The 21,000-nt window shown below is 67.4% G+C and carries 19 protein-coding genes; 7 read left to right on the top strand and 12 right to left on the bottom strand.

Going from position 1 to position 21,000, the window contains the following annotated elements:
• Nucleotides 1–167: 167 nt before the first annotated feature.
• Both JL37_RS24915 and recJ read left to right on the top strand, forming a co-directional pair.
• Nucleotides 168–1,112 carry a hypothetical protein gene (locus tag JL37_RS24915; RefSeq protein WP_043547668.1) on the top strand — a complete coding sequence of 315 codons (945 nt, stop codon included), beginning with the start codon at nucleotides 168–170 and terminating at the stop codon, nucleotides 1,110–1,112.
• Nucleotides 1,094–2,794: a single-stranded-DNA-specific exonuclease RecJ gene (gene recJ, locus JL37_RS24910; RefSeq protein ID WP_043547667.1), complete on the top strand. Its 1,701-nt coding sequence runs from the start codon at nucleotides 1,094–1,096 to the stop codon at nucleotides 2,792–2,794. Before JL37_RS24915 ends, recJ begins: the two co-directional genes overlap by 19 nt.
• 182 nt (nucleotides 2,795–2,976) lie before the next feature.
• Here the strand turns inward: recJ and JL37_RS24905 are convergent, their stop codons facing one another.
• Complete coding sequence (locus JL37_RS24905; RefSeq protein WP_052097585.1) at nucleotides 2,977–4,287, bottom strand: MFS transporter; 1,311 nt, start codon at nucleotides 4,285–4,287, stop codon at nucleotides 2,977–2,979.
• 253 nt (nucleotides 4,288–4,540) lie between these two features.
• Between JL37_RS24905 and prfB the strand changes: the two genes are divergently transcribed.
• The 4 genes from prfB (at nucleotide 4,541) to JL37_RS24885 (ending at nucleotide 8,311) form a co-directional block, all read left to right on the top strand.
• Nucleotides 4,541–5,645 (top strand): peptide chain release factor 2 gene (gene prfB / locus JL37_RS29825; protein ID WP_156124395.1). Its coding sequence is split into 2 segments (ribosomal slippage): nucleotides 4,541–4,621 and nucleotides 4,623–5,645, totalling 1,104 coding nucleotides; the frame shifts between segments, so codons are not numbered across the junction.
• A gap of 40 nt (nucleotides 5,646–5,685) precedes the next feature.
• On the top strand, nucleotides 5,686–6,441 hold the full coding sequence (locus JL37_RS24895; RefSeq protein WP_043547665.1) for an SDR family oxidoreductase: 756 nt from the start codon (nucleotides 5,686–5,688) through the stop codon (nucleotides 6,439–6,441).
• 10 nt (nucleotides 6,442–6,451) lie between these two features.
• Nucleotides 6,452–7,975, top strand: a complete 1,524-nt coding sequence (lysS, locus tag JL37_RS24890; protein WP_043547664.1) for a lysine--tRNA ligase — start codon at nucleotides 6,452–6,454, stop codon at nucleotides 7,973–7,975.
• Nucleotides 7,976–7,990: 15 nt separating this feature from the next.
• Entirely contained in the window at nucleotides 7,991–8,311 is a 321-nt protein-coding gene (locus tag JL37_RS24885; protein ID WP_043547663.1) for a hypothetical protein, read from the top strand.
• Nucleotides 8,312–8,320: 9 nt separating this feature from the next.
• On the opposite strand, the gene JL37_RS24880 is transcribed toward JL37_RS24885, so the two are convergent.
• Genes JL37_RS24880 through JL37_RS24845 form a run of 8 tightly spaced genes read right to left on the bottom strand, consistent with a single transcriptional unit; the run spans nucleotide 8,321 to nucleotide 16,806 of the window.
• On the bottom strand, nucleotides 8,321–8,968 hold the full coding sequence (locus JL37_RS24880) for a TetR/AcrR family transcriptional regulator (protein ID WP_043547662.1): 648 nt from the start codon (nucleotides 8,966–8,968) through the stop codon (nucleotides 8,321–8,323).
• Nucleotides 8,969–8,974: 6 nt separating this feature from the next.
• Complete coding sequence (locus JL37_RS24875) at nucleotides 8,975–10,129, bottom strand: thiolase family protein (protein WP_043547661.1); 1,155 nt, start codon at nucleotides 10,127–10,129, stop codon at nucleotides 8,975–8,977.
• Entirely contained in the window at nucleotides 10,126–11,985 is a 1,860-nt protein-coding gene (locus tag JL37_RS24870; protein WP_043547660.1) for a long-chain fatty acid--CoA ligase, read from the bottom strand. Before JL37_RS24870 ends, JL37_RS24875 begins: the two co-directional genes overlap by 4 nt.
• The gene (locus JL37_RS24865) at nucleotides 11,982–12,776 is read right to left on the bottom strand and encodes an ABC transporter ATP-binding protein (RefSeq protein ID WP_043547659.1); all 795 of its coding nucleotides are present in this window, start codon (nucleotides 12,774–12,776) and stop codon (nucleotides 11,982–11,984) included. Before JL37_RS24865 ends, JL37_RS24870 begins: the two co-directional genes overlap by 4 nt.
• Nucleotides 12,777–12,825: 49 nt before the next feature.
• Nucleotides 12,826–14,007, bottom strand: a complete 1,182-nt coding sequence (locus JL37_RS24860; RefSeq protein WP_043547658.1) for an ABC transporter substrate-binding protein — start codon at nucleotides 14,005–14,007, stop codon at nucleotides 12,826–12,828.
• Nucleotides 14,008–14,062: 55 nt separating this feature from the next.
• Nucleotides 14,063–15,100, bottom strand: coding sequence for a branched-chain amino acid ABC transporter permease (locus JL37_RS24855; RefSeq protein WP_043547657.1), 1,038 nt, complete (start codon nucleotides 15,098–15,100; stop codon nucleotides 14,063–14,065).
• A gap of 3 nt (nucleotides 15,101–15,103) precedes the next feature.
• A complete protein-coding gene (locus tag JL37_RS24850) occupies nucleotides 15,104–15,982 on the bottom strand; it encodes a branched-chain amino acid ABC transporter permease (RefSeq protein ID WP_043547655.1) in 879 nt (292 codons plus the stop codon).
• Nucleotides 15,982–16,806, bottom strand: a complete 825-nt coding sequence (locus tag JL37_RS24845) for an ABC transporter ATP-binding protein (RefSeq protein ID WP_043547654.1) — start codon at nucleotides 16,804–16,806, stop codon at nucleotides 15,982–15,984. The genes JL37_RS24850 and JL37_RS24845 overlap by 1 nt, the downstream gene beginning before the upstream one ends.
• Before the next feature lie 284 nt (nucleotides 16,807–17,090).
• Between JL37_RS24845 and JL37_RS24840 the strand changes: the two genes are divergently transcribed.
• Nucleotides 17,091–17,894, top strand: coding sequence for an enoyl-CoA hydratase/isomerase family protein (locus JL37_RS24840; RefSeq protein WP_043547653.1), 804 nt, complete (start codon nucleotides 17,091–17,093; stop codon nucleotides 17,892–17,894).
• Here the strand turns inward: JL37_RS24840 and JL37_RS24835 are convergent.
• From JL37_RS24835 to JL37_RS24825, 3 genes are read right to left on the bottom strand one after another with little or no spacing between them, the layout of a single operon-like run.
• Nucleotides 17,891–18,676: an enoyl-CoA hydratase/isomerase family protein gene (locus tag JL37_RS24835; protein WP_043547652.1), complete on the bottom strand. Its 786-nt coding sequence runs from the start codon at nucleotides 18,674–18,676 to the stop codon at nucleotides 17,891–17,893. The genes JL37_RS24840 and JL37_RS24835 overlap by 4 nt on opposite strands.
• Complete coding sequence (locus tag JL37_RS24830) at nucleotides 18,673–19,902, bottom strand: CaiB/BaiF CoA-transferase family protein (protein ID WP_156124393.1); 1,230 nt, start codon at nucleotides 19,900–19,902, stop codon at nucleotides 18,673–18,675. Before JL37_RS24830 ends, JL37_RS24835 begins: the two co-directional genes overlap by 4 nt.
• Before the next feature lie 4 nt (nucleotides 19,903–19,906).
• Nucleotides 19,907–20,878: a tripartite tricarboxylate transporter substrate binding protein gene (locus JL37_RS24825; RefSeq protein ID WP_043547651.1), complete on the bottom strand. Its 972-nt coding sequence runs from the start codon at nucleotides 20,876–20,878 to the stop codon at nucleotides 19,907–19,909.
• Nucleotides 20,879–21,000: the final 122 nt, after the last annotated feature.

The raw sequence follows: 21,000 nt of genomic DNA, 5'->3' as shown, positions 1-21,000 counted from the left end.
GGGCGCCTATCCATAGTTCGTAAGGTATTTTCAGCACGTGCGCATTATGGCATTAACCGCCTGGATTCCGTCCCGCGGATATGCGGTTCCGAGACCAGGCGTTTCAAGCTATGGCAGCTGTGGGCACTGCTTAGTTCCCGCAGCCGGCACGGACTACAATCGCGCCCATGCTGATCGTCATTCCGGGCGCCCTGCCCGCCCTACCCGTCGCCGCGGAGCTGGCCAAGCTCCTGCCCGAGCGCGCGCCCACCCTGCATGCCTGGCTTCAGGCCGGCGCCGCCCGGCCCGAAGCTTTCGACGTGCGCGCCCATGGCTGCACCGCCTTCGAGTCCTGGCAACTGGCCCGCGCGGGCTATGCGCCGGAATCGGGCCTGTTGCAGGGAGCCGGCCTCGGCCCCCTGCTGGCAGGCGCGCAAGCCGAGGGCGGCGAGGCCGTATGGCTGGCCGAACTGGTCCACCTGGCGCTGGGCGCCGACCAGGCCACCCTGCTGGACCCCGGCCTGATGGACCTGCGGGCCGAGGAAACCGCGGCTCTGCTGGAAACGGCCCTCCCCCTCTTCGAGGGCACGGGCTTCGCGGCCGAGCCGCTGTCGCCCGGACGCTGGCGCCTGCGGCTGCCCGACGGCCTGCGCCCCCAGACGGCCAGCCCGCTGGCCGTGGCCGGACAGCGCCTGAACGATTGGTGGCGCCAGGACGCCCAGACCCGCCCCTGGCGCCGGCTGCTCAACGAAATACAGATGGCCTGGCACGACCACCCCGTCAACGATGCGCGCGCGGCCCGCGGCCTGCCTCCGGTCAACGCGCTCTGGCTATACGGCGGTGGATCGCCCTGGCCCGTCGCCCCGGCCGGCGCCGAACGCGTGCTCGCCGGGCTGGAAGCGCCCCAACGCGGCGGCGACTGGGCCGCCTGGCTGGACGCGCTGGCCGCCCTGGATACGCAGCACCTGCGGCCGCTGGCCGGCAAGAATGGCCTGCCGGACGCGCCCGCCGAGCTGCTGCTGCTGGGCGAAGACCGCAAGGTCGCCCTTACCCTGAAACCGCGCGGGGGCCTGCTCGGCTTGCTGCCCGCGCCCAAGAAAAACTGGAGCGCCTGGTGGTCACACCCCGCTTGACTGTCCGCCCGTCCGACCTGGACGCCTGCCGCGTCCTGGAAGCCTCGGGCATCCATCCCCTGCTGGCCCGCCTGTGGGCCGCCCGCGGCGTCACCCATCCCGACCAGACCCGGCTGGCCTGGCCGTCGCTGCTCCCGCCCGCCGGCCTGACGCATTCCGCCCATGCCGCCGGCGTGCTGGCCGACGCCATCCAGGCGGGCAAGAAACTGCTGATCGTGGCCGATTACGACTGCGACGGCGCTACCGCCTGCGCGGTCGGGCTGCGCGCGCTGTCCGCCATGGGCGCCGACGTGGACTTCCTGGTCCCCAACCGTTTCGAGACCGGCTACGGCCTGTCGCCCGCCGTGGTGGAACTGGCCTGCCGGCACCGCTCCGGCAAGCCCGACATCATCATCACGGTGGACAACGGCATCGCCAGCGTCGACGGCGTGGCCGCCGCCAACGCGGCGGGCATCGGCGTGGTGATCACCGACCACCACCTTCCGGGGGACACCCTGCCGGAAGCGCTGGCCATCGTGAACCCGAACCAGCCCGGCTGCGGCTTTCCGTCCAAGAACCTGGCCGGCGTGGGCGTCATCTTCTACATGATGCTGGCGCTGCGCGCCGAACTGCGCCGGCGCGGCGTCTACGCGCCCGATGGCGGCCCGCGCCTGGACGCGCTGTCCGACCTGGTAGCCCTGGGCACCGTGGCCGACGTGGTCAAGCTGGACGCGAACAATCGCCTGCTGGTCACGCAGGGCCTGCAACGCATGCGGGCCGGCCGCCTGCAACCGGGCCTGCGCGCGCTGTTCGCCGTCGCCGGCCGGGAGCCGCGCGCCGCCAACGGCTTCGACCTGGGTTTTGCGCTCGGCCCCCGTATCAACGCCGCGGGCCGCCTGGCCGACATGAGCCTGGGCATCGCCTGCCTGACCACCGATGACGAAGCCCAGGCGCTGGAAATGGCGCGCGAGCTCGACAACATCAATCGCGAACGCCGCACGATCGAAGCCGAAATGCGCGAACAGGCGCTGGCCGCCATGGAAGAGCCCAACGCGGCCGCCGGCGCCACCGTCTGCGTGTTCGACCCCGGCTGGCACCAGGGCGTCGTGGGCCTGGTGGCGTCGCGCCTGAAGGAGAAATTCTGGCGCCCCACCCTGGCGTTCGCGCCCGCGGGCGACGACGAAATCCGCGGCTCCGGCCGTTCGATCCCCGACGTGCACCTGCGCGACGCGCTGGACCTGGTGTCCAAGCGCCACCCCGACCTGATACGCAAGTTCGGCGGCCACGCCATGGCGGCCGGCCTGACTCTCGGCCGCGCCGACTTCGCCGCCTTCGCCCCCGCCTTCGACGCCGCGGTGCGCGAGCTCACCGGGCGCGACACCTTCGAGCCCGTCATCGAAACCGACGGATCGCTGGAATCGGGCTATGCCAACGCCGACGTGGCAGGTATGCTCCAGCAGCAGGTCTGGGGCGCCGGCTTCGCCGCCCCCCTGTTCCTGGATGAGTTCGTGGTGCGCAACCAGCGCCTGGTCGGCGAGAAGCATCTGAAACTGTCGCTCGAACGCGGCCACCAGCGCTTCGACGCCATCTGGTTCGGCCACGACCAATCCCTGCCGGAACACATCCAGGCCGCCTACCGCCTGGAGCAGAACGTCTGGAACGGCATGGTGTCGGTGCAGCTGGTGATCGAACACGCGGGCTGAAGCGTAGGATGGGTGGAGCGCGAGAGTCCTTAAGCTAGAACTCAAGCGCTGAACGCGCGTAACCCATGCGGCGGCGAGAGACTGCCTTCCGACCAGCGGGGGCACTGTTTTCCCATCACCGCATGGGTTGCGCGCTATGGGCGCTTGCGTTCTTGCGCCGGAGTTCTCGCGCTGCACCCATCCTACTTGTTCACCAGCCTCGCCGGCTGAGCCAGGGCCACCAGCGCGCCAACCACCAGGCAGCCCGCCAGCATGTACAGCCCCGTGTTGGTGGTGCCGGTCATGTCCTTCAGCCAGCCGACCAGGTAGGGGCTGACGAAGCCCGCCAGATTGCCCACCGAGTTGATCAGCGCAATGCCCGCCGCGGCCGCGGTGCCGCCCAGCAAGGCGGTGGGCAGGCTCCAGAACAGCGGCAGCACCGTGCAGATGCCGATGTTGGCCACCGTCAGCGCCAGAATGGCCAGGACCGTATTGCCGCTCCAGACTGCCGAGAAGAACAGGCCGAGCGCGCCGAACAAGGCCGGCAGCGCGACGTGCCAGCGGCGTTCGCGGTGCCGGTCGGAATTGCGTGAGATAAGGATCATGCCGATGACGGCGAACAGATTGGGCACCGCCGTCAGCAGGCCGATCGCCAGCGGGCTCTGCACGCCCGTGCTCTTGATCAGCGTAGGCATCCAGAATCCGACGCCATACAACCCCATCACGAACGAAAAGTAGATCAGCGCCATCGCCCACACCCGCGGCTTGACCAGGGCGGCGCGGATCGGCGGGTCCTCTTTCTGCTGCTCCTCGGCCGCGATGTTGCGGATCAGCACGGCCTTCTCGCTGGCGGTCAGCCACTTGGCCTTGTTGATGCGGTCGTCGAGATACACCAGCACGAGTATCCCGATGATGACGGACGGGATCCCCTCCAGCAGGAACAGCCATTGCCAGCCCGACAGCCCGTGGTCGCCGTGGAAGGTGCTCATGATCCATCCCGAGATCGGGCCTCCGATCAGCCCGGACATGGGCACGGCGGTCATGAAGAAGGTAGTGATGCGGCCGCGGCGCGCGGCGGGATACCAATAGGTCAGGTACAGGATGATGCCGGGGAAGAATCCGGCTTCGGCCGCGCCCAGCAGGAAGCGCAGGATGTAGAACATGTGCACGCTGGTCACGAACATCATGCAGGCCGAAATGATGCCCCAGGTGATCATGATCCGGGCGATCCACACCTTGGCGCCCACTTTGTGCAGGATGATGTTGCTGGGAATCTCGAAGAGGAAATAGCCGATGAAGAAGATGCCGGCTCCCAGCCCGTACACCGTTTCGCTGAACTGCAGCTCCTGCAGCATCTGCAGCTTGGCGAAACCCACGTTCACGCGGTCCAGATAGGCCACGACATAGCACACCACCAATAGCGGCACCAGCCGCCAGCCTACCTTGCGGTAGATCCTGTCCTCCTCAGTCGCCGGGATCGCCGGCGAGACCCCGGGGGCCATCGCATTTTCCATCGCTGTCTCCATTCCTCTGGCGGGATAGGCCGGCCATGGCCGGCGCGGCAACGGCCCGCGCCGCCGGATAGACGGCGCGGCCGATACCGCAGGCTAGAACCACATAGTTGACAAAAAACTGAACAACTTTGGTCCTTTCGGCCGAATCCATGGGGTCGATCCGTCCCTCTCTTGCCGAGATCGGCCCACGCGCCGGGGTCAAGCGCGGTAAAATGTTCGGTTTCGCACAAAAGTCACCAAGACAGGATCAATCATGGAAGCCGAACGTCAGAACCAGCTCGCAGCCCGCCTCGCCGACTACGCGGAGCGCGAACAGGCTCTACGGAGGTATCTTTGACTACGATGCCAAAGCTGAACGCCTGCAAGTCGTAAACGCCGAGCTCGAAGACCCGGCCGTCTGGAACGACCCCAAGCACGCCCAGGACCTCGGGCGCGAGAAGAAAGCCCTGGAAGACGTCGTGGATACGCTGACGGCGCTGGGCTCCGGGCTGTCGGACTCGAACGAACTGTTCGAACTGGCCGCCTCCGACGACGACGACGCCACGCTCGAATCCATCGAACAGGATGCCGACGCCTTCCAGGAGAAGCTGGAAGGGCTGGAATTCCGCCGCATGTTCTCCAATCCGGCCGACCCGCTGAACTGCTTCCTGGACATCCAGGCCGGCGCCGGCGGCACCGAAGCGCAGGACTGGGCCTCCATGCTGCTGCGCCAGTACCTCAAGTACGCGGAACGCAAGGGCTTCAAGGCCGAAGTGCTGGAAGAGTCCGAAGGCGAAGTCGCGGGCATCAAGTCCGCCACCATCAAGCTTGAGGGCGAGTACGCCTTCGGCTACCTGCGCACGGAAACCGGCGTGCACCGCCTGGTGCGCAAGAGCCCGTTCGACTCGTCGGGCGGCCGCCACACCTCGTTCGCCAGCGTGTTCGTCTATCCCGAAGTCGACGACTCCTTCGAAGTCGAAGTGAACCCCGCCGACCTGCGCGTGGACACCTACCGCGCCAGCGGCGCGGGCGGCCAGCACATCAACAAGACCGACTCCGCCGTCCGCCTGACCCACATGCCCACCGGCATCGTGGTGCAGTGCCAGAACGACCGCTCCCAGCACCGCAACCGCGCCGAAGCCATGCAAATGCTGAAGTCCAAGCTCTATGAGCTGGAAATGCGCAACCGCATGGCCGAGCAGCAGAAGCTGGAAGATTCCAAGACCGACGTGGGCTGGGGCCACCAGATCCGTTCCTATGTGCTGGACCAGAGCCGCATCAAGGACCTGCGCACGAACGTCGAAATCTCCAATACGCAGAAAGTGCTGGACGGCGACCTGGACCCCTTCATCCAGGCCAGCCTGAAGCAAGGCATCTGAGTTTCGCGACACGCCCCTTCACCCACCAAGAGGTTCACGAATGTCCGACACCATTGCAATTCTCACCGGCGCATCGCGCGGCATCGGCGCCGCCATGGCCCGCGGCCTGGCCAAGCCGGGCGCGCGCCTGATCACGCTGGCGCGCCGCGAAGATCCCGAGCTGGCCGCGTACGCGCGCGCCCAGGACGCGCAGCTGGAACAGCTGTCCGTGGACCTCTCCGACCTGAAGGCGGCGGAAGCGGCCGCCGAGCGTATCTGCGCCTCGCTGCCGCGCGACGCAAAACGCTACCTGCTGATCAATAACGCAGGCACCGTGCATCCTATCCTCGCCACCGGCGCGCTCACCGACGGCGCGGCCATCGCCACCGCCTTCAACCTGAACGTCTCCGCGGTGATGCTGCTCACGGCCCGTTTCCTGGCGGCCGTCCAAGGCCTGGACGCCGACCGCCGCGTGCTCAACATCTCCTCTGGCGCGGGCCGCAACCCGAACGCCGGCTGGGGCGTGTACTGCGCCACCAAGGCCGCGCTCGACATGTACACGCGCGTGGTCAAGCAGGAACAAGGCGCCGGCGGCGCGCGCATCGTCGCGCTGGCTCCCGGCATCGTCGACACCGACATGCAGGTCGCCATCCGCTCCAGCGATCCGGAAGACTTCCCGGCGCTGTCCAAGTTCCAGGACTTCCACGCGACCGGCAAACTGTCCTCGCCCGCCAACGTGGCCGCCCGCATCCTCGCCTACCTGGATCGCGAAGATTTCGGCACGACCGAGATCGACGACATCCGCAATTACGACTGATTTCCCGACCATGACCGACCACTCGACCGCTCCGGCACCCGCCCAGGATGAAAACCGCTTGATCGCTGAACGGCGCGCCAAGCTGTCCAAACTGCGCGAAACCGGGGTCGCGTACCCCAACGACTTCGTTCCCGACGCCCGCGCCGCCGCGCTGCACGACAAGTACGACAACCAGGAACAGGAAGCCCTGGCCGCCAATCCCGTCGCCGTCAAGGTCGCGGGCCGTATGATGCTCAAGCGCGTCATGGGCAAGGCCAGCTTCGCCACGCTGCAAGACAGCACCGGCCGCATCCAGATCTACCTGGACCGCGGCACCCTGGGCGAAGACAGCTACGCCGCGTTCAAGCAATGGGACATCGGCGACATCATCGCGGTCGAGGGTTCGGTCTTCAAGACGAACAAGGGCGAGCTCTCGGTGCACGCCGCCAGCGCGCGCCTGCTGTCGAAGTCGCTGCGCCCGCTGCCCGACAAGTTCCACGGCGTGGCCGACCAGGAACTGCGCTACCGCCAGCGCTACGTGGACCTCATCATGACGGACGCCACGCGCCGCACGTTCGAGGCGCGCAGCAAGGCCGTGGGCAGCATCCGCCAGTTCATGCTGAACGCCGGCTTCCTCGAAGTGGAAACCCCCATGCTGCACCCGATCCCGGGCGGCGCGGCGGCCAAGCCCTTCGTCACGCACCACAATGCGCTGGACATGGAAATGTACCTGCGCATCGCGCCCGAGCTCTACCTCAAGCGCCTGATCGTGGGCGGCTTCGAGCGCGTCTTCGAAGTCAACCGCAACTTCCGCAACGAGGGCGTCAGCCCGCGCCACAATCCTGAATTCACGATGATGGAGTTCTATGCGGCCTTCGCGGACTACCGCTGGCTCATGGACTTCACGGAAGAACTGATCCGCCAGGCCGCCATCTCGGCCACCGGCAGCGCCGTGCTCACCTACCAGGACCGTGAGCTCGACCTGGGCAAGCCGTTCGACCGCCTGACCATCTGCGAAGCCATCCTGAAGTACGCCCCCGGCTACACCCAGGCGCAGCTCGACGATCCGGCCTTCGTGCGCGCCGAACTCAAGAAGCTGGGCGCCGACGCCGACGGCCCAGTGCTGTCGCGCGCCGGCCTGGGCGCGCTGCAGCTGGCGCTGTTCGAAGAAACCGCCGAAGCCAAGCTCTGGAACCCCACCTACATCATCGACTACCCGGTGGAAGTTTCGCCTCTGGCGCGCGCCTCGGATACTCGCGAGGGCATCACCGAACGCTTCGAACTCTTCATGACGGGCCGCGAAATCGCCAACGGCTTCTCCGAGCTGAACGATCCCGAAGACCAGGCCGAGCGCTTCCGCGCGCAGGTCGAGGCCAAGGACGCCGGCGACGAGGAAGCCATGTTCTACGACGCGGACTACATCCGCGCGCTGGAATACGGCATGCCCCCGACGGGCGGCTGCGGCATCGGCATCGACCGCCTGGTCATGCTGCTGACCGACAGCCCCAGCATCCGCGACGTCATCCTCTTCCCGCACCTGCGCCGTGAAGACTGACGGGCGGGCGGCATCATGATCTTCAAGATCCTGATGCTGCTGCTGGTCGTGGCGGGGCTGGTCTACTGGATCAAGCAGCCCCGCGGCGTCCAGGCAGCCGCCCCCTACGCGCCGGCGCGGCCGCGCCGGCCGGCCTTCGTCGCCCTGTGCGTGGCCGCCGCGATCTCGGCGGTCGCCGCGGCGCTCAGCGTCGTGTTGTGGATGGGCAGCGTGGCGGGCGGCGTCACCGGCGGCGGCTATCGCGGCGAAGCGGATTTCCTGCTGCCCGTGGCCGGCTCGCTGCTGGCATTGGCCGTGGCCTGCGCCGTCGGCGCCTTTCTCAAGCGCCGCGGCTGAACCCCTGTTTCAAGCCGGCCACCTGCCGGCACCCTCCGGCAGCGCCGGCAACGACGCCTGCAGCATGGCGTCGATGAACTCCGCCGGCTGCAAGCGGCCTCCGGGCTTGTACCACTGCACCGTCAGGTTCATGGCGCCCAGCACGCAGCGCTTGATGACGCGCGCATCGCCCTTCAGCAAGCCGGCGTCCACCGCCGCCGCAACCACCTCCTGCCACATTTCCTCGTAGCGGTCGCTCAGCGATTTGACGATGGCCCGGCTGGGCGCCGACAGGCTGCGCCACTCGTACACCAGCGCGTTCATGGCGTCGCCGCCCGCGCCGTGCAGCATGCTCCACATATGCACCCGGAACAGCGCGGCCAACCGGTCGGCCGGCGTGTCGTAACGCGCCAACGCCAGTTCCCCCCCATCGATCACCTCCTGGATGCCGTTGTTCATCACGGCCACCAGGATCTCCTCCTTGCTGCGGAAATGATGGAACAGGCTGCCGGACTGCAGCCCTACCGCCCGCGCCAGCTCGCGCACCGTGGTGCGCTCGTAGCCGTGCCGGCAGAAAAGCTGGCCCGCCGTCAGGATCACTTCTCGCCTGCGCTCGGAATCCGATCGCTCGTCCCGCCCCGCGGCGGCGGCCGGCATGGCGGTTCCGTTCTTTTCCATCTCGGTTCATTGCCTCTGGATGATGGTCGCGCAAGCCATGCCGTGTCCGATGCACATCAACTGCATGCCCAGTTCGCCCTCGGTGGCTTCCAGGCCCGCCAGCATCTTGGCCATCAAACCGGCCCCCGTCGCGCCCAGCGGATGCCCATGGGCGATCGCGCCGCCCCAGGGATTCACGCGCGCCAGGTCCGCGCCCATCTCGCGCTGCCAGGCCAGCACGACGCTGGCGAACGCCTCGTTGATCTCGATCCAGTCGATATCGCCCAAATCCAGGCGGGCGCGCGCAAGGGCCAGCCGGGCCGCGGGGATCACGCCCGTCAGTTGCAGCACCGGATCCGACCCCACCGCCACCCGCGCCAGGAACCTCGCACGCGGGCGCAGGCCGTCGGCCAGCGCCGTGTCGCGATCGGCCAGCAGCACGGCCGCCGCTCCGTCCGCAAGCTGGCTGGCATTGGCCGCGGTTACCCCCCCTTCGCCGGGAGGCCGCAAGGCCGGCGCCATGGCCGCCATGCGCCCGGGATCCGTCCGCTCGCGTATGCCTTCGTCACGGCCCGCTTGCGCATGCGGCCCCGGCAGCAATTCGGCATGGCGGCCCGCCTGCGCCGCGGCCCAGGCCCGTGCATGGCTTTCTCGCGCCCACTCGTCCATATCCTCCCGAGACAGCTGCCAACGCTCCGCGATCCGTTCCGCGCTTTCGATCTGGTGGATCAGCGGATAGCGCTCCAGCAGCTCGGGGTTGAGGGATTCGAAGCCGCGGAACTCTCCCCGCCCCAAGGTCACGTCCAGGAACATCGGCACGCGGCTCATGCTCTCGACCCCGCCCGCCACCACGTAGCGCATGTCGCCCGCGGCGATGGCCTGCGCCCCGAAATGCACGGCCTGCTGGCTGGATCCGCACATACGGTTCAAGGCCACGCCCGGCACGCTTTCGGGCAGGCCGGCCAGCAGCGCCGCCAGCCGGCCGATGTTGGCGCCCTGTTCGCCGGCCTGGCTGACGCAGCCCGCGATCAGGTCCTCGACCTTGCCATCCGGCAGGCCGGCGCGTCCCAACAGCCCGCGCACGGTCCGTGCCAGCAGCGCATCCGGACGCGTATCGGCCCACCAGCCACCGCGCCGGCCGAATGGCGTGCGCACGGCCTCCACGATCACGGCTTCGTTCATGCGGTCGTCTCCTCAATGTAGAGCGCCTCGATTTCCCCCGCATAACTGCGGTAGATGCTGGCGCGCCTGACCTTCATCGTCGCGGTCACCTCGCCATCGTCATGGTCCAGTTCCTTGGTCAGCAGGTGGAAGCGCTTGATCTGCGCCACCGGCGCCAGGCCGGCGTTGGCGCGCGCGACTTCCTGCTGGATCAGCTCGCGGACCTGCGCGGACTCGGCAAGCGAACGGAAATGCGTGAAAGCGATGCGGCGCGACTCCGCCCATTTGCCCACCGTGTCGAACTCGAGCTGTATCAGCGCCGACACGTACTTCCGCCCGTCGGCGATCACGATGCACTCCTTGACGTACGGACTGCCCTTGACCGCGTTCTCGATCTCGGAAGGGGTCAGGTTCTTGCCGCCGGCCGTGATCATGATGTCCTTCAGGCGGTCCACGATGCGCACGCGTCCGCCCTCCTCCGCCACCACGTCCCCCGTGTGCAGCCAGCCGTCGCGCACGGTGTCGGCCGTGGCGCCGGGGTTCTTGTAGTAACCCTGGAACACCATGTCGCCGCGCACCAGCAATTCGCCCGCCTCGCCCATCCGCCATTCGACCCCAAGAATGGGTTCGCCCACCGTGCCTACTTTCACGCGGTCCGGGTGCTGGCCGAAGATCATGCCCGCCGACTCCGTCAGCCCGTAGACCTCGACCAACGGCACGCCCAGCTTGCGGAAATAGCGCACCACATCCGGAGGGATGGGCGCGGCCCCCGTCATCGCCACGCGCACCCGGCGCAGTCCGATGAAATTCTGCAGGGCGCGCAGCACCAGCCAGTACCACAGCCAATAGGTCAGCCGCTGGGCGGCCGTGTACTGCGCCGGCGACTTTTCAAGGAACGGGGCGCGCGCCGCGAGCGCGCGCCGGTACAGCCATTGCTGCACGCGCCCCGCTTCCTGCATCTTGATCGAGATGGCGGCATGCAGTTTTTCCCAGATGCGCGGCACCCCCAGGAAGATCGTGGGCGCCACCTCGCGCAGGTCTTCCTGCACCGTCCGTATAGATTCGCCGAAATTCACCTGCGCGCCCAGATAGATCGGCACGAATGTCGACAGCATCTGCTCGGCCACATGGCATAGCGGCAGATAGGAAAGGTGCACGCTGTCGCGGCTCATCGCCAGGCGGTCCGCGATGCCCGGCGCCACGCCCCGCATGTTGCGGTAGCTCAGCATCGCGCCCTTGGGCTTGCCGGTGGAACCCGACGTGTAGATCATGAGCCCGGTATCGTCCAGCGTCTGGCGGTCCAGCGTCGCGTCCAATGCGGGCAGCTCTTCCGCCTCGCGCCGCGCGCCGTCCGCCTCGATCTCGGCGAACGTCACGATGCGATCGCGCTCGGCCGGCCCATAGGACCGCAGCCCCTTGCTCTCGATCATCACGATCCGCCGCAGTTGCGGCAGCCTGTCCGCCACCTGCAGCACCTTGTCGGTCTGCTCCTGGTCCTCGCACACCACCAGTTCCACGTCGGCGTGCTCCAGCACGTAGCCCATCTCTTCGGCGGGGCTGGTGGCGTATACGCCCACCGCCACGCCGCCGACCGCGCCCGCTCCCATCTGGGCAAGCAGCCACTCCACGCGGTTTTCCGACACGATGGCGACCCGGCCGCCTGCGCCCAGCCCCAGCGCGCGCAGGCCCAGCCCCACGCGGCAGGCCCGGGCCCAGTATTCGGACCACGAGATGGGCTTCCAGATGCCGAAGTCCTTCTGCCGGATGGCAATGGCCTGGGGCTGACGGCGAGCCTGCTCGCGCAGCATCTGCGGCAGCGTCAGTTCGGGCCAAACGCCCGTACCAGCCGCGGAGGGGTTCCGTTCCTTGTCCATCATGAGAGCCAGCGCTTGCGGCGCTTGTAATGCTTGATATCGCGAAAGCCGCGGGCCTCGCCCGAACCGCCCACGCCCAGGTAGAACTCGCGCACGTCCGGGTCCGCCGCCAGCCTGTCGGCGCTGCCGTCGATCACCACTTTGCCCGTCTCCATGATGTAGCCGTAGTGCGCCACCGCCAGCGCGACCGACGCGTTCTGTTCGACCAGCAGCATCGACACCCCCTGCTCCCGGTTGATGCGGGCGATGATGGAAAAGATGCTCTCCACCAGCATCGGAGACAGGCCCAGCGACGGCTCGTCCAGCAGCATCAGCCTGGGCTGCGCGATCAGCGCGCGGCCGATCGCCAGCATCTGCTGTTCACCGCCCGACAGGTAGCCGGCCAGGCCCCGCCGCCGCTCGAACAGGCGCGGAAAGTAGGTATAGACCAGATCGAAGTCCGCGCGCGCGCCGGCCCTGCCGGTCAGGGCGTAAGTCGCGGCCACCAGGTTCTCCTCCACCGTCAGGTCCTCGAACACGCGGCGCCCCTCCATGACGTGCGCCAGGCCCGCCCGCACCAGGTTCTGGGGCCTGGCGCCGGCCGTATCGCCGCCATCGAAGACGATGCGTCCGCGCACCAGCGCGCCGTCCTCCAGGTCCAGCAGCCCCGACACGGCCTTCAGCGTGGTGGACTTGCCGGCCCCGTTGCTGCCCAGCAGCGCCACGATGCTGCCGGTGGGCACCGACAGCGACAGGCCGCGCAGCACCTGCACCGCCTTGTTGTAGACGACTTCGATATTGTTGATATCGAGCACCGCCGAAGCCGGTGCCGCCTGCGCGTCATGTCCGGGGTTCACGGCAGCCTCACTTCAACACGATCCAGTCGGACGCCGGCACCATCTGCTTCTGCTTCACGTCGGCGCGGTAGATCCGGCCCACGGGAATCGAATTGCCCTTGATCGTGATCGGCACGCCGATCAGGCCGCCCGTGTCGAAGTCCTTGATGCCATCGAGCGCCGCCTTCATGTTGGCGCCGGTCAGTTCCTTGCCCGCGTCCAGCGTGCGCTTGGCCACTTCGGTGAACAGCATGGCCGCCAGGAAGCCCTGCATATAGCCGGTGCTCTGGTACTGCGGACGCATCTCGCGGATCTTCTTGAGCATGGGCGCGTCGGCCGCGGTGTCGTAGTAGTAGCGGTACGGCATCACGCCCATGAAGCCCTCGGCGTCCTCGCCCATCTGCATGACCGTGGAGTTGTCCATCGTCCAGAAGGTGCCCATGTAGCGCGTCTTCAGGCCCATGCGCTTGCCCTGCCCCACGAACTCCGGAATCGGAGCCAGCACGTAGCCGTGGAAGATCGTGTAGTCGGGATCGGCGCGACGCAGCTTGATCACCTCGGTCGACACGTCCACGCTGCCCGGCGGGGTCATGATCTCGGTCGCGACCTTCAGGCCGAGCTTTTCGGCCACCGCGCGAGAGCTGGCGATGGGGTCGCGCCCGAACTCCGTGTCCGAATACACGAACGCCACCTTGGCGCCGGGCTGCTCCTTGGCGATGTAGCGCAGCAGGATGCCGAACATCTCGGTGTAGTCGGGCCCCAGCATGAACTGGGCGGGATACTTGGCCGGATCGTTCAGTTCGGTGGCGAACGATGCGCCGGTCATGAGGATGTCGCCGCTGCGGTTCAGCTCGGCGTTGATCGTCTTCGAGAAGCCGGTCGAATCGCCATAGTAGAAATTGACCTTGTTCTGGCTCGTGATCTTCTTGAACGCCGCCACCGACGCGTCCACCTTGTACGCCGTGTCCTCGGGCACGTAGCGCAGCTTGCGCCCCTTCACTCCGCCCTGGTCGTTGACGATCTTCACATAGTCGGTGATGCCGGCATGGATGCCCTGCCCGGCGAAGGCGAAGACCCCGCTCAGCGGGATCGAGCCGCCCAGCACCAGGTCCTCCGCGGCCTGGGCGGAGGGAGCCGATGCCAGGGCCGCCGCCAGGCCCAGCGGGGCCAACAACCTCGATAAACCGCTGCCGATCCGGATGCGCTTCATGGTTTGTCTCCTGAGGGTCTTATGGGTGGCCGCCGCCGCGCCGGTCGCGCATGGCTCAGGTGCGAAAGGGCCAGAGGTGGAAGAAACGGCGCACGCGCCGCCAGATTTCCGCGAGCCCGTGCGGCTCGAAGATCAGAAAGCCCACGATCAGCAGGCCGAAAACAATGGTGCGCACCGGCGAGATCAGGCGCAGAGCATCGCCGCCCACGGGCAGCCAGCCGACGATGAGCTTCAGCAGTTCCGGCACCATGGTCATGAAGACCGCGCCCAGGATGGAACCGAGGATGGAGCCCATCCCGCCCACGATGATGGCCGCCAGGAAGAAGATCGACATGATCAGCGGGAAGCTCTCCGGCGTAACTACCCGGAAGAAGTACGCCCACAGGCCGCCCGCCACGCCCGCGTAGAACGACGACAGCCCGAAGGACAGCAGCTTGTAGCGCAGCAGCCGGATGCCCAGCACTTCGGCCGAGATGTCGCGGTCGCGGATGGCGATGAACGCGCGCCCGATGCGCGTGCGGAACAGGTTCGCGGCGCCCAGCACCATCAGCGCCGTCACGGGCACGATGAGCCAATAGATCTTGAACGATGTGTCCAGGTCCACGCCCAGCACCCGCGCCGGCGGCACCTGCAGCCCGGTGGTGCCTCCCGTGAACTCCCAGTTCGCGAAAATGAAATGCGCGATGAAGGACGCGGCGATGGTCGAGATGGCCAGGTACAGGCCCTTCACCCGCAACGACGGAATGCCGACGAAGATCCCGCCGGCCATCGCCACCAGGCCGCCGCCCAGCAGGTTGAGCAGCACTGGCGTGCCCAGCCGCAGCTCCATCACCGCCACCGTGTAGGCGCCCAGGCCCATGAAAGCCGCCTGGCCCAGGCTGACCAGCCCGGTGTAGCCGGTCAGGATGTTCAGCCCCGTGGCGCTGGCGATATTGATGGCCACGAGGCAGGCCAGGTAGAGCCAATAGGCGTCCGCCACGAAGGGAAACAGCGCCAGCGACGCGGCCAGCAGCGCCAGCCACACCCGCTGCGTGCTGGTGTCGAACAGCGCTTCGTCGGCAAGATAGGTCTGTTTGGCAGTCGCGATGCGCATCGGTCACAGCCTCTCGATTTCACGGGTGCCGAACAGGCCGTAGGGCCTGGCCATCAGCACCACGACCAGCACGATGAAAGTGGCCAGCAATTTGTACTCGCCGCCCATGTAGGCGCCTGCCCAGGCCTCCAGCAGGCCGATGAAGATGCCGCCCACCAGAGCGCCGGCCACGCTGTCCAGCCCGCCCACGATCACCACCACCAGCACCGACAGGCCGAACACACCCATCGATGAGGAAATCCCGCCGATCGCGCCCACGATCACGCCCGACACCGCCGCAATAGCCCCCGCCGCCACCCAGGCCAGCGAAAACACGCGCGGCACGTTGATGCCCATCGCGTAGGCCGCGCCCTGGTCGGACGCCGTCGCCCGCAGCGCCACCCCGCCGCGCCAGTAGCGGAACACCGCCAGCACCAACAAGGCCAGCGCCACCGCCACCCAGAATCCGTAGAAGACCTTGGGAGCCACGAAGGCCTCTCCCACCATCACGGGCGAACGCGGCATGAATTCGGGCAGCCGCCGCTGATCCGCCGTCCATATGAGCTCCACCACGCCCACCAGGATGGAGGCGAGCCCCACCGTGATCATGAAGACCGAGATCGGCGACTCGCCCAGCATGGGCCTGATCGTCAGGCGCTCGACCAGCGCGCCGAATACGCCCGACGCCACGACGGCGCCGACGATGGCCAGCCAGATGGGCCACTCCATGCCCGCGGCGAACGCGTAGAACATGTAGGCGCCCAGCATCAGGAATTCGCCGATGGCGATGTTCACCACCCGGGTAGCCTTGTAGACGATGACGAAGGCCAGCGCCGCCAGCGCGTACAGCCCGCCGCTGCCCAGCCCGGCCAGCGTGACTTCCAGGAAGAACAGCATGTCCATCAGGCCGCCTCCCTCAGCCTGCGGCGCAGATCGCCCACGTCGCCCGCGCCCAGGTAGGCCTGGATGACCTGCGGATCCGTCTGCACCTCGGCGGGCGTGCCGTCGGCGATCACCTGTCCGAAGTTCAGCACCACCACGTGGTCCGACAGGTCCATCACCATGCCCATGTCGTGCTCGACCATCAGCACCGTCACGCCCCATTCGGAGCGCGCGTCCAGGATGAACCGCGCCATATCGTCGGTCTCTTCGCGGTTCATGCCCGCCACGGGCTCGTCCAGCATCAGCACCTTGGGATTCATGGCCAGCGCGCGCGCCAGCTCTACGCGCTTCTGCAGGCCGTACGACAGCGCCGACACCGGCGCATGGCGGATGTGGTCGATCTCCAGGAAGTCGATGATGCGTTCTTCGATGTCGGCGCGCAGCGCCATCTCTTCGCGCCGCGCCCGTCCCAGGTACAGCAGCGCGTCCAGCACGTTGCTGCGCAAATGGGCATGGCGGCCCAGCTTGATGTTGTCCAGGACCGTCATGCCGCGGAACAGCGCGATATTCTGGAAACTGCGGGCCAGGCCCAGCCTGGCGCGCTCCGGCGCCGCCACGCGCGAGATGTCCCGCCCCAGGAAACGGATCTGCCCCGACGCGGGTTTGTAGAAGCCGGAAATGGTATTGAACAGCGAGGTCTTGCCGGCGCCGTTGGGGCCGATGACCGTGGTGATGGAGCCGGGCGCCACTCGGAACCCCACGTCCGTGAGCGCCTTGACCCCGCCAAACGTCAGCGTGACTCCATCCACCTCCAGCAAGGGAGGGCTATCGGACTGATCCACCATCTGTCTCCTCGCTTTTGCCGCGAAGTTCTTCGCCGCCGGACCGCGCCAAGGCAACAAGCCGGAGGCGCGGCGTAGAGGCTTTTTTATGGACGTCAGACTGGCGAACCCGCGAGGCAGGAGATGCAACGAACCTGTCTTTACCTACGCCAGTACAGCGCCGGAAAATCGTTCTATGCGTTACGCTAGGCATGCTTGAAAGAAAACCAAGCAAGCGCTCGGTTCAGACCATAGCATCGCGATTTTTGGATCGACAGTTGGTATTTACCCGATAACGGAGACACGCCATGCCCCCTGGAATTCCAAGCTTCCAGACGCTGCTTCTGGAAACCGACGGCGCCATCGCGACCGTGACGCTGAACCGCGCCGACGCGCTCAACGCCATCGACGTGGCGATGGCGCAAGACCTGCAACGGGCCGCCCAATGGCTGGAGGCCCGGAACGATATCCGGGTGGTGCTGCTGCGCGCCGCGGGCAAGGCCTTCTGCGCAGGCGGCGACATCGCCATGTTCGAAGGCGATGCCGGCCAGGTGCGCGGTACGCTGCTCGAACTGTTCACCCCGCTCAACGATTTCGTCGCCCGCATCGCGCGCATGGACAAGGTCTGGCTGGCGCAGGTGCATGGCATCGCGGCGGGCGCCGGGCTGTCGCTGGTGCTCGCCTGCGACCTGGCCATCGCCGCCGACGACGCCCGCTTCATGACGGCCTACCTGAAGCTGGGCGCCACGCCCGATGCAGGCATGACGCACGGGCTGACGCGCGTGCTCGGCGCCCGGCGGGCGCTGGACCTGCTGCTGCGCCCCGACGCCTTCACCGCCGCCGACGCGCATGCCTGGGGCATCGTCACGCGGGCAGCGCCCGCCACCGGGCTCGCCGACGCCGCGCGCGCCTATGCAGAGGGCATCGCCCTCAATGCGCCCCACGGCATCGCGGGCGCGAAGGCCCTGCTGCGCTCGGCCGCAAGCGCCGCGCTGGAAACCCAGCTGGCGGACGAAACCGCCCGCTTCCTGGACTCCGCCGCGCGCGCCGACTTCGCGGAAGGCGTCCAGGCCTTTCGCGAAAAACGGCCGCCGCGGTTCATGGGCAATTAGGGCTGGCCCGCCACGGCCGGCCAGTCCGGCTTGCGCTTTTCCACGAAGGCGCGCATGCCTTCGCGAGCCTCGGGCGTGGCGGCCGCGTTGCAAAACACCTCCACCGCCGTGGCCACGCGGCGGCGGTAGTCATTGTCGTTGCTGAAGACGAAGGCGCGCCGCCCCATCGCCAGCACCTGCGGCGGCTTGGCGGCCAGGGACCGCGCCAGCTCCCGCGCCTGCTCCAGCAGTTCCGCTTCCGGCGCCACGCGCGCCACCAGGCCCAGCCCCTGCGCCTCGGCGGCATCGAAGGTCCTGCCGGTGAACAGCAGATCGAACGCCCTGTGCCTGCCCACGACGCCCGGCAGATGCACGTAGTGGATGGCAGGCAACACGCCCACGTCGATCTCCGGATAGCCGAAGGTGGCGGTCTCCGCCGCGACGATCATGTCGCAGGAAACGGCCACCGTCATGCCGCCGCCGCGCACGGCGCCGGACACCACGGCGATCGAGGGCTTGCCCAGGTTGAACTGCGCGTCGTACAGCTTGATGTACAGCGTCGACAACAGGCGATGGATGCGGGCAGGCGTGCTGTCCAGCAGCTTCTTCATGTCCAGCCCCGCGCAGAACCGCCCCGGCAGATCGCTGGCAAGCACGATGGCGCGCACGGCCGGATCGGCATCGGCCTGCGCCAGCGCGGCGATCAGTTCGTCCAGCATCTCCACGTCGAGCGCGTTGACCGGCGCGTGGCCGAGATGGATTTCCGCGACTTGCTCGCGGACCGTGTAACGCAGGAATTTCATGCGGCTTCTCCCGTAGAGGTATGGGCTTGCACGCTGCCCGCGGCAAGCATCGCGGCGATCTCCGCATCGGCGTAGCCGAGTTCGGCCAGGATTTCGCGGCTATGCTCGCCCAGCAACGGCGCCGGCAACGCGGCTTCGCGAGGCTGGCGCCCGAAACGCACCGGCAGCCCCACGTTGCGCACCTCTCCCAGCACCGGATGCCGGCTTTTCACTATCAGTTCGCGCGCGGCGACCTGGGGATGGTCCAGGGCCTGGTCCAGGGTATGGATCGCCGAGCAAGCGATGCCCGCCGGCTTCAACGCCCCCAACCACTCCGCCACGGTGCGAGTTTCCATGCGCGACTGCACCAGGGCCACCGTCGCATCGAAGTTGCGCACCCGGTCGGCATTCCTCGCGAACTCGGGAGCTTCCATGTGGTCCTGCAAGCCCGCCACCGCGCAGAAGCGTTGCCATTGGGCATCGTTGCCCACGCCGAGCATGATGTCGCCATCGGCGGCGCGGAACGCCTGGTAAGGGCACATCGCCGGATGCCCGGTTCCCATGCGACGCGGGATCTGGCCAGTGCGCCAGTAGTTCTGCGCCATGTACGACATCAGGCCCAATGAGGTATCCAGGAGGGAAACGTCCAGGTACTGGCCCTGGCCGGTCTGGTTGCGCTCCAGCAGCGCGGCCAGGATGCCGCTCAATGCAAAGGAACCCGTGCCCAGGTCGACCGGAGAGAAACTGGCGCGCGCGAAGTTGCCGCCCGGTTCGCCCATGGTGCTGATCATGCCGCTGAAGGCCTGCAGCATCACGTCGTAGCCTGGCTCCTCGCCCATCGGCCCTTCCCTGCCGTAGCCGGAGATCTCGCAATAAATAAGCTTGGGATTGATGCCGCTGAGCGTTTCGTAGTCCACGCCCAGGCGGGCGGCGGTGCGTCCGCCGAAACCCTGGAGCACCACGTCGGCCTGCGCCGCCAGCTTGTGCACCACCGTCCGCCCTTCGGCCGACTTCAGGTCCACGGCCAGGCTGCGCTTGTTGTGGTTCACCGCCAGGAACGTCGCGGACTGGCCCTCGTCCTGGGGCAGCCAGGCGCGCGTATCGTCGCCCGTGCCCACAGGCTCGACCTTGATCACCCTGGCTCCAAGCTCGCCCAGGTACTGTCCGCAAAGCGGCCCGGCCAGCACCTTGCTCAGGTCCAGCACCGTGACGTTCTTGAGCGGCGCCATGCGCTTGGTATCGGCCATGTCGTCACTCGGCCTTCAGGCCGATCGCGTTCGCGGCCTCGGTCCATTGGGCGGTCTCGCGCTTGAAGAACGCATCCAGCTCGGCGGGCGCCACCTGCAGCGCTTCGGCGCCACGCTCCTGCATCGCCTTGCGGTACGCGTCGCTCGCCACGACCTTCGCGATCGCCGTGCGCAGCTTCTGCACCACCTCAGGCGGCGTGCCGGCCGGCACTTGCAGGGAGAACCAGAATTTCAGGTCCAGGCCGGGATAGCCGGCCTCTTTCAGCGTGGGCACCTCGGGCAGCAGCGGCGAGCGCTCGCCCGCGGTGATCGCCAACGCCTTCAGCCTGCCGGCCTGGACCTGGCCGATGCTGGTGGACATACTGTCGAACAGGAAGTCGATCTGGCCGCCGATCACGTCCGTCACGGCATTGGCGCTGCCCTTGTAGGCCACGCCCACCGCCTGGAACTTGGCCAGCTTCTGCAGCAGGGCGCCGTAGACATGAGGCGAGCTGCCAGGCCCGAACGTCGCATAGCTCAGCCCGTTCGCCGTGCCGCGGCCGCGCTCCACCAGTTCGCCCAAGGTGGCCACCGGCGTGCGCTCGGGATTGACCACCAGCAGGTTGGGCATGGCGCCCGTGGTGCCGACCGGCACGAAGTCCTTCAACGGATGCATCTTCGCGCTCGGATACATCAAGGGATTGACGGCCTGCATGCCCACCGTATTGTGCATCAGCGTATAGCCGTCCGCGGGCCCGTTCAGCACGCTCTGGTAGCCCACGTTGCCGCTGGCTCCCGGCTTGTTCTGCACGATGACCTGCTGCCCTAGCTCGCGCGCCAGCGGATCGGCCACCAGGCGCGCGATGAAATCGGTCGGGCCACCGGCCGAGAACGGCACCAGCAGCGTGATGGGCTTGGACGGCCAGTTGTCGGCGTACGCCGGGGCGGACAGGCTCGCCGCGGCAAGGCAGGCGGCCAGGATCTTCTTCAGCGCCATGATGTCTCCATAGTCATTTATAGGCTTGCGCTGAATTATGCGAAACCGCCTGTCATATTAGAAATACCGTTTGAATATGCAGGCCATAATAAAATTGTGATAACCCTGGCAACCGGAACCCA

The sequence above is a fragment of the Achromobacter sp. RTa genome (assembly GCF_000757485.1).
In the GTDB taxonomy this organism is placed as follows: domain Bacteria; phylum Pseudomonadota; class Gammaproteobacteria; order Burkholderiales; family Burkholderiaceae_B; genus Achromobacter.
Note: the sequence above shows the minus strand (reverse complement) of the source record. Positions and strands in the feature narration are given on the sequence as shown.

Bases quoted from the DNA above. Each gene is read 5' to 3' on its own strand.
- JL37_RS24875 (WP_043547661.1), bottom strand. From the start codon at position 10,129: ATGAACGAAGCCGTGATCGTGGAGGCCGTGCGCACGCCATTCGGCCGG.
- JL37_RS24895 (WP_043547665.1), top strand. From the start codon at position 5,686: ATGTCCGACACCATTGCAATTCTCACCGGCGCATCGCGCGGCATCGGC.
- JL37_RS24850 (WP_043547655.1), bottom strand. From the start codon at position 15,982: ATGGACATGCTGTTCTTCCTGGAAGTCACGCTGGCCGGGCTGGGCAGC.
- lysS (WP_043547664.1), top strand. From the start codon at position 6,452: ATGACCGACCACTCGACCGCTCCGGCACCCGCCCAGGATGAAAACCGC.
- JL37_RS24885 (WP_043547663.1), top strand. From the start codon at position 7,991: ATGATCTTCAAGATCCTGATGCTGCTGCTGGTCGTGGCGGGGCTGGTC.
- JL37_RS24830 (WP_156124393.1), bottom strand. From the start codon at position 19,902: ATGGCCGATACCAAGCGCATGGCGCCGCTCAAGAACGTCACGGTGCTG.
- JL37_RS24825 (WP_043547651.1), bottom strand. From the start codon at position 20,878: ATGGCGCTGAAGAAGATCCTGGCCGCCTGCCTTGCCGCGGCGAGCCTG.
- JL37_RS24855 (WP_043547657.1), bottom strand. From the start codon at position 15,100: ATGCGCATCGCGACTGCCAAACAGACCTATCTTGCCGACGAAGCGCTG.
- JL37_RS24845 (WP_043547654.1), bottom strand. From the start codon at position 16,806: ATGGTGGATCAGTCCGATAGCCCTCCCTTGCTGGAGGTGGATGGAGTC.
- JL37_RS24915 (WP_043547668.1), top strand. From the start codon at position 168: ATGCTGATCGTCATTCCGGGCGCCCTGCCCGCCCTACCCGTCGCCGCG.
- JL37_RS24860 (WP_043547658.1), bottom strand. From the start codon at position 14,007: ATGAAGCGCATCCGGATCGGCAGCGGTTTATCGAGGTTGTTGGCCCCG.
- JL37_RS24905 (WP_052097585.1), bottom strand. From the start codon at position 4,287: ATGGAAAATGCGATGGCCCCCGGGGTCTCGCCGGCGATCCCGGCGACT.
- JL37_RS24870 (WP_043547660.1), bottom strand. From the start codon at position 11,985: ATGATGGACAAGGAACGGAACCCCTCCGCGGCTGGTACGGGCGTTTGG.
- JL37_RS24880 (WP_043547662.1), bottom strand. From the start codon at position 8,968: ATGGAAAAGAACGGAACCGCCATGCCGGCCGCCGCCGCGGGGCGGGAC.
- JL37_RS24835 (WP_043547652.1), bottom strand. From the start codon at position 18,676: ATGAAATTCCTGCGTTACACGGTCCGCGAGCAAGTCGCGGAAATCCAT.
- JL37_RS24840 (WP_043547653.1), top strand. From the start codon at position 17,091: ATGCCCCCTGGAATTCCAAGCTTCCAGACGCTGCTTCTGGAAACCGAC.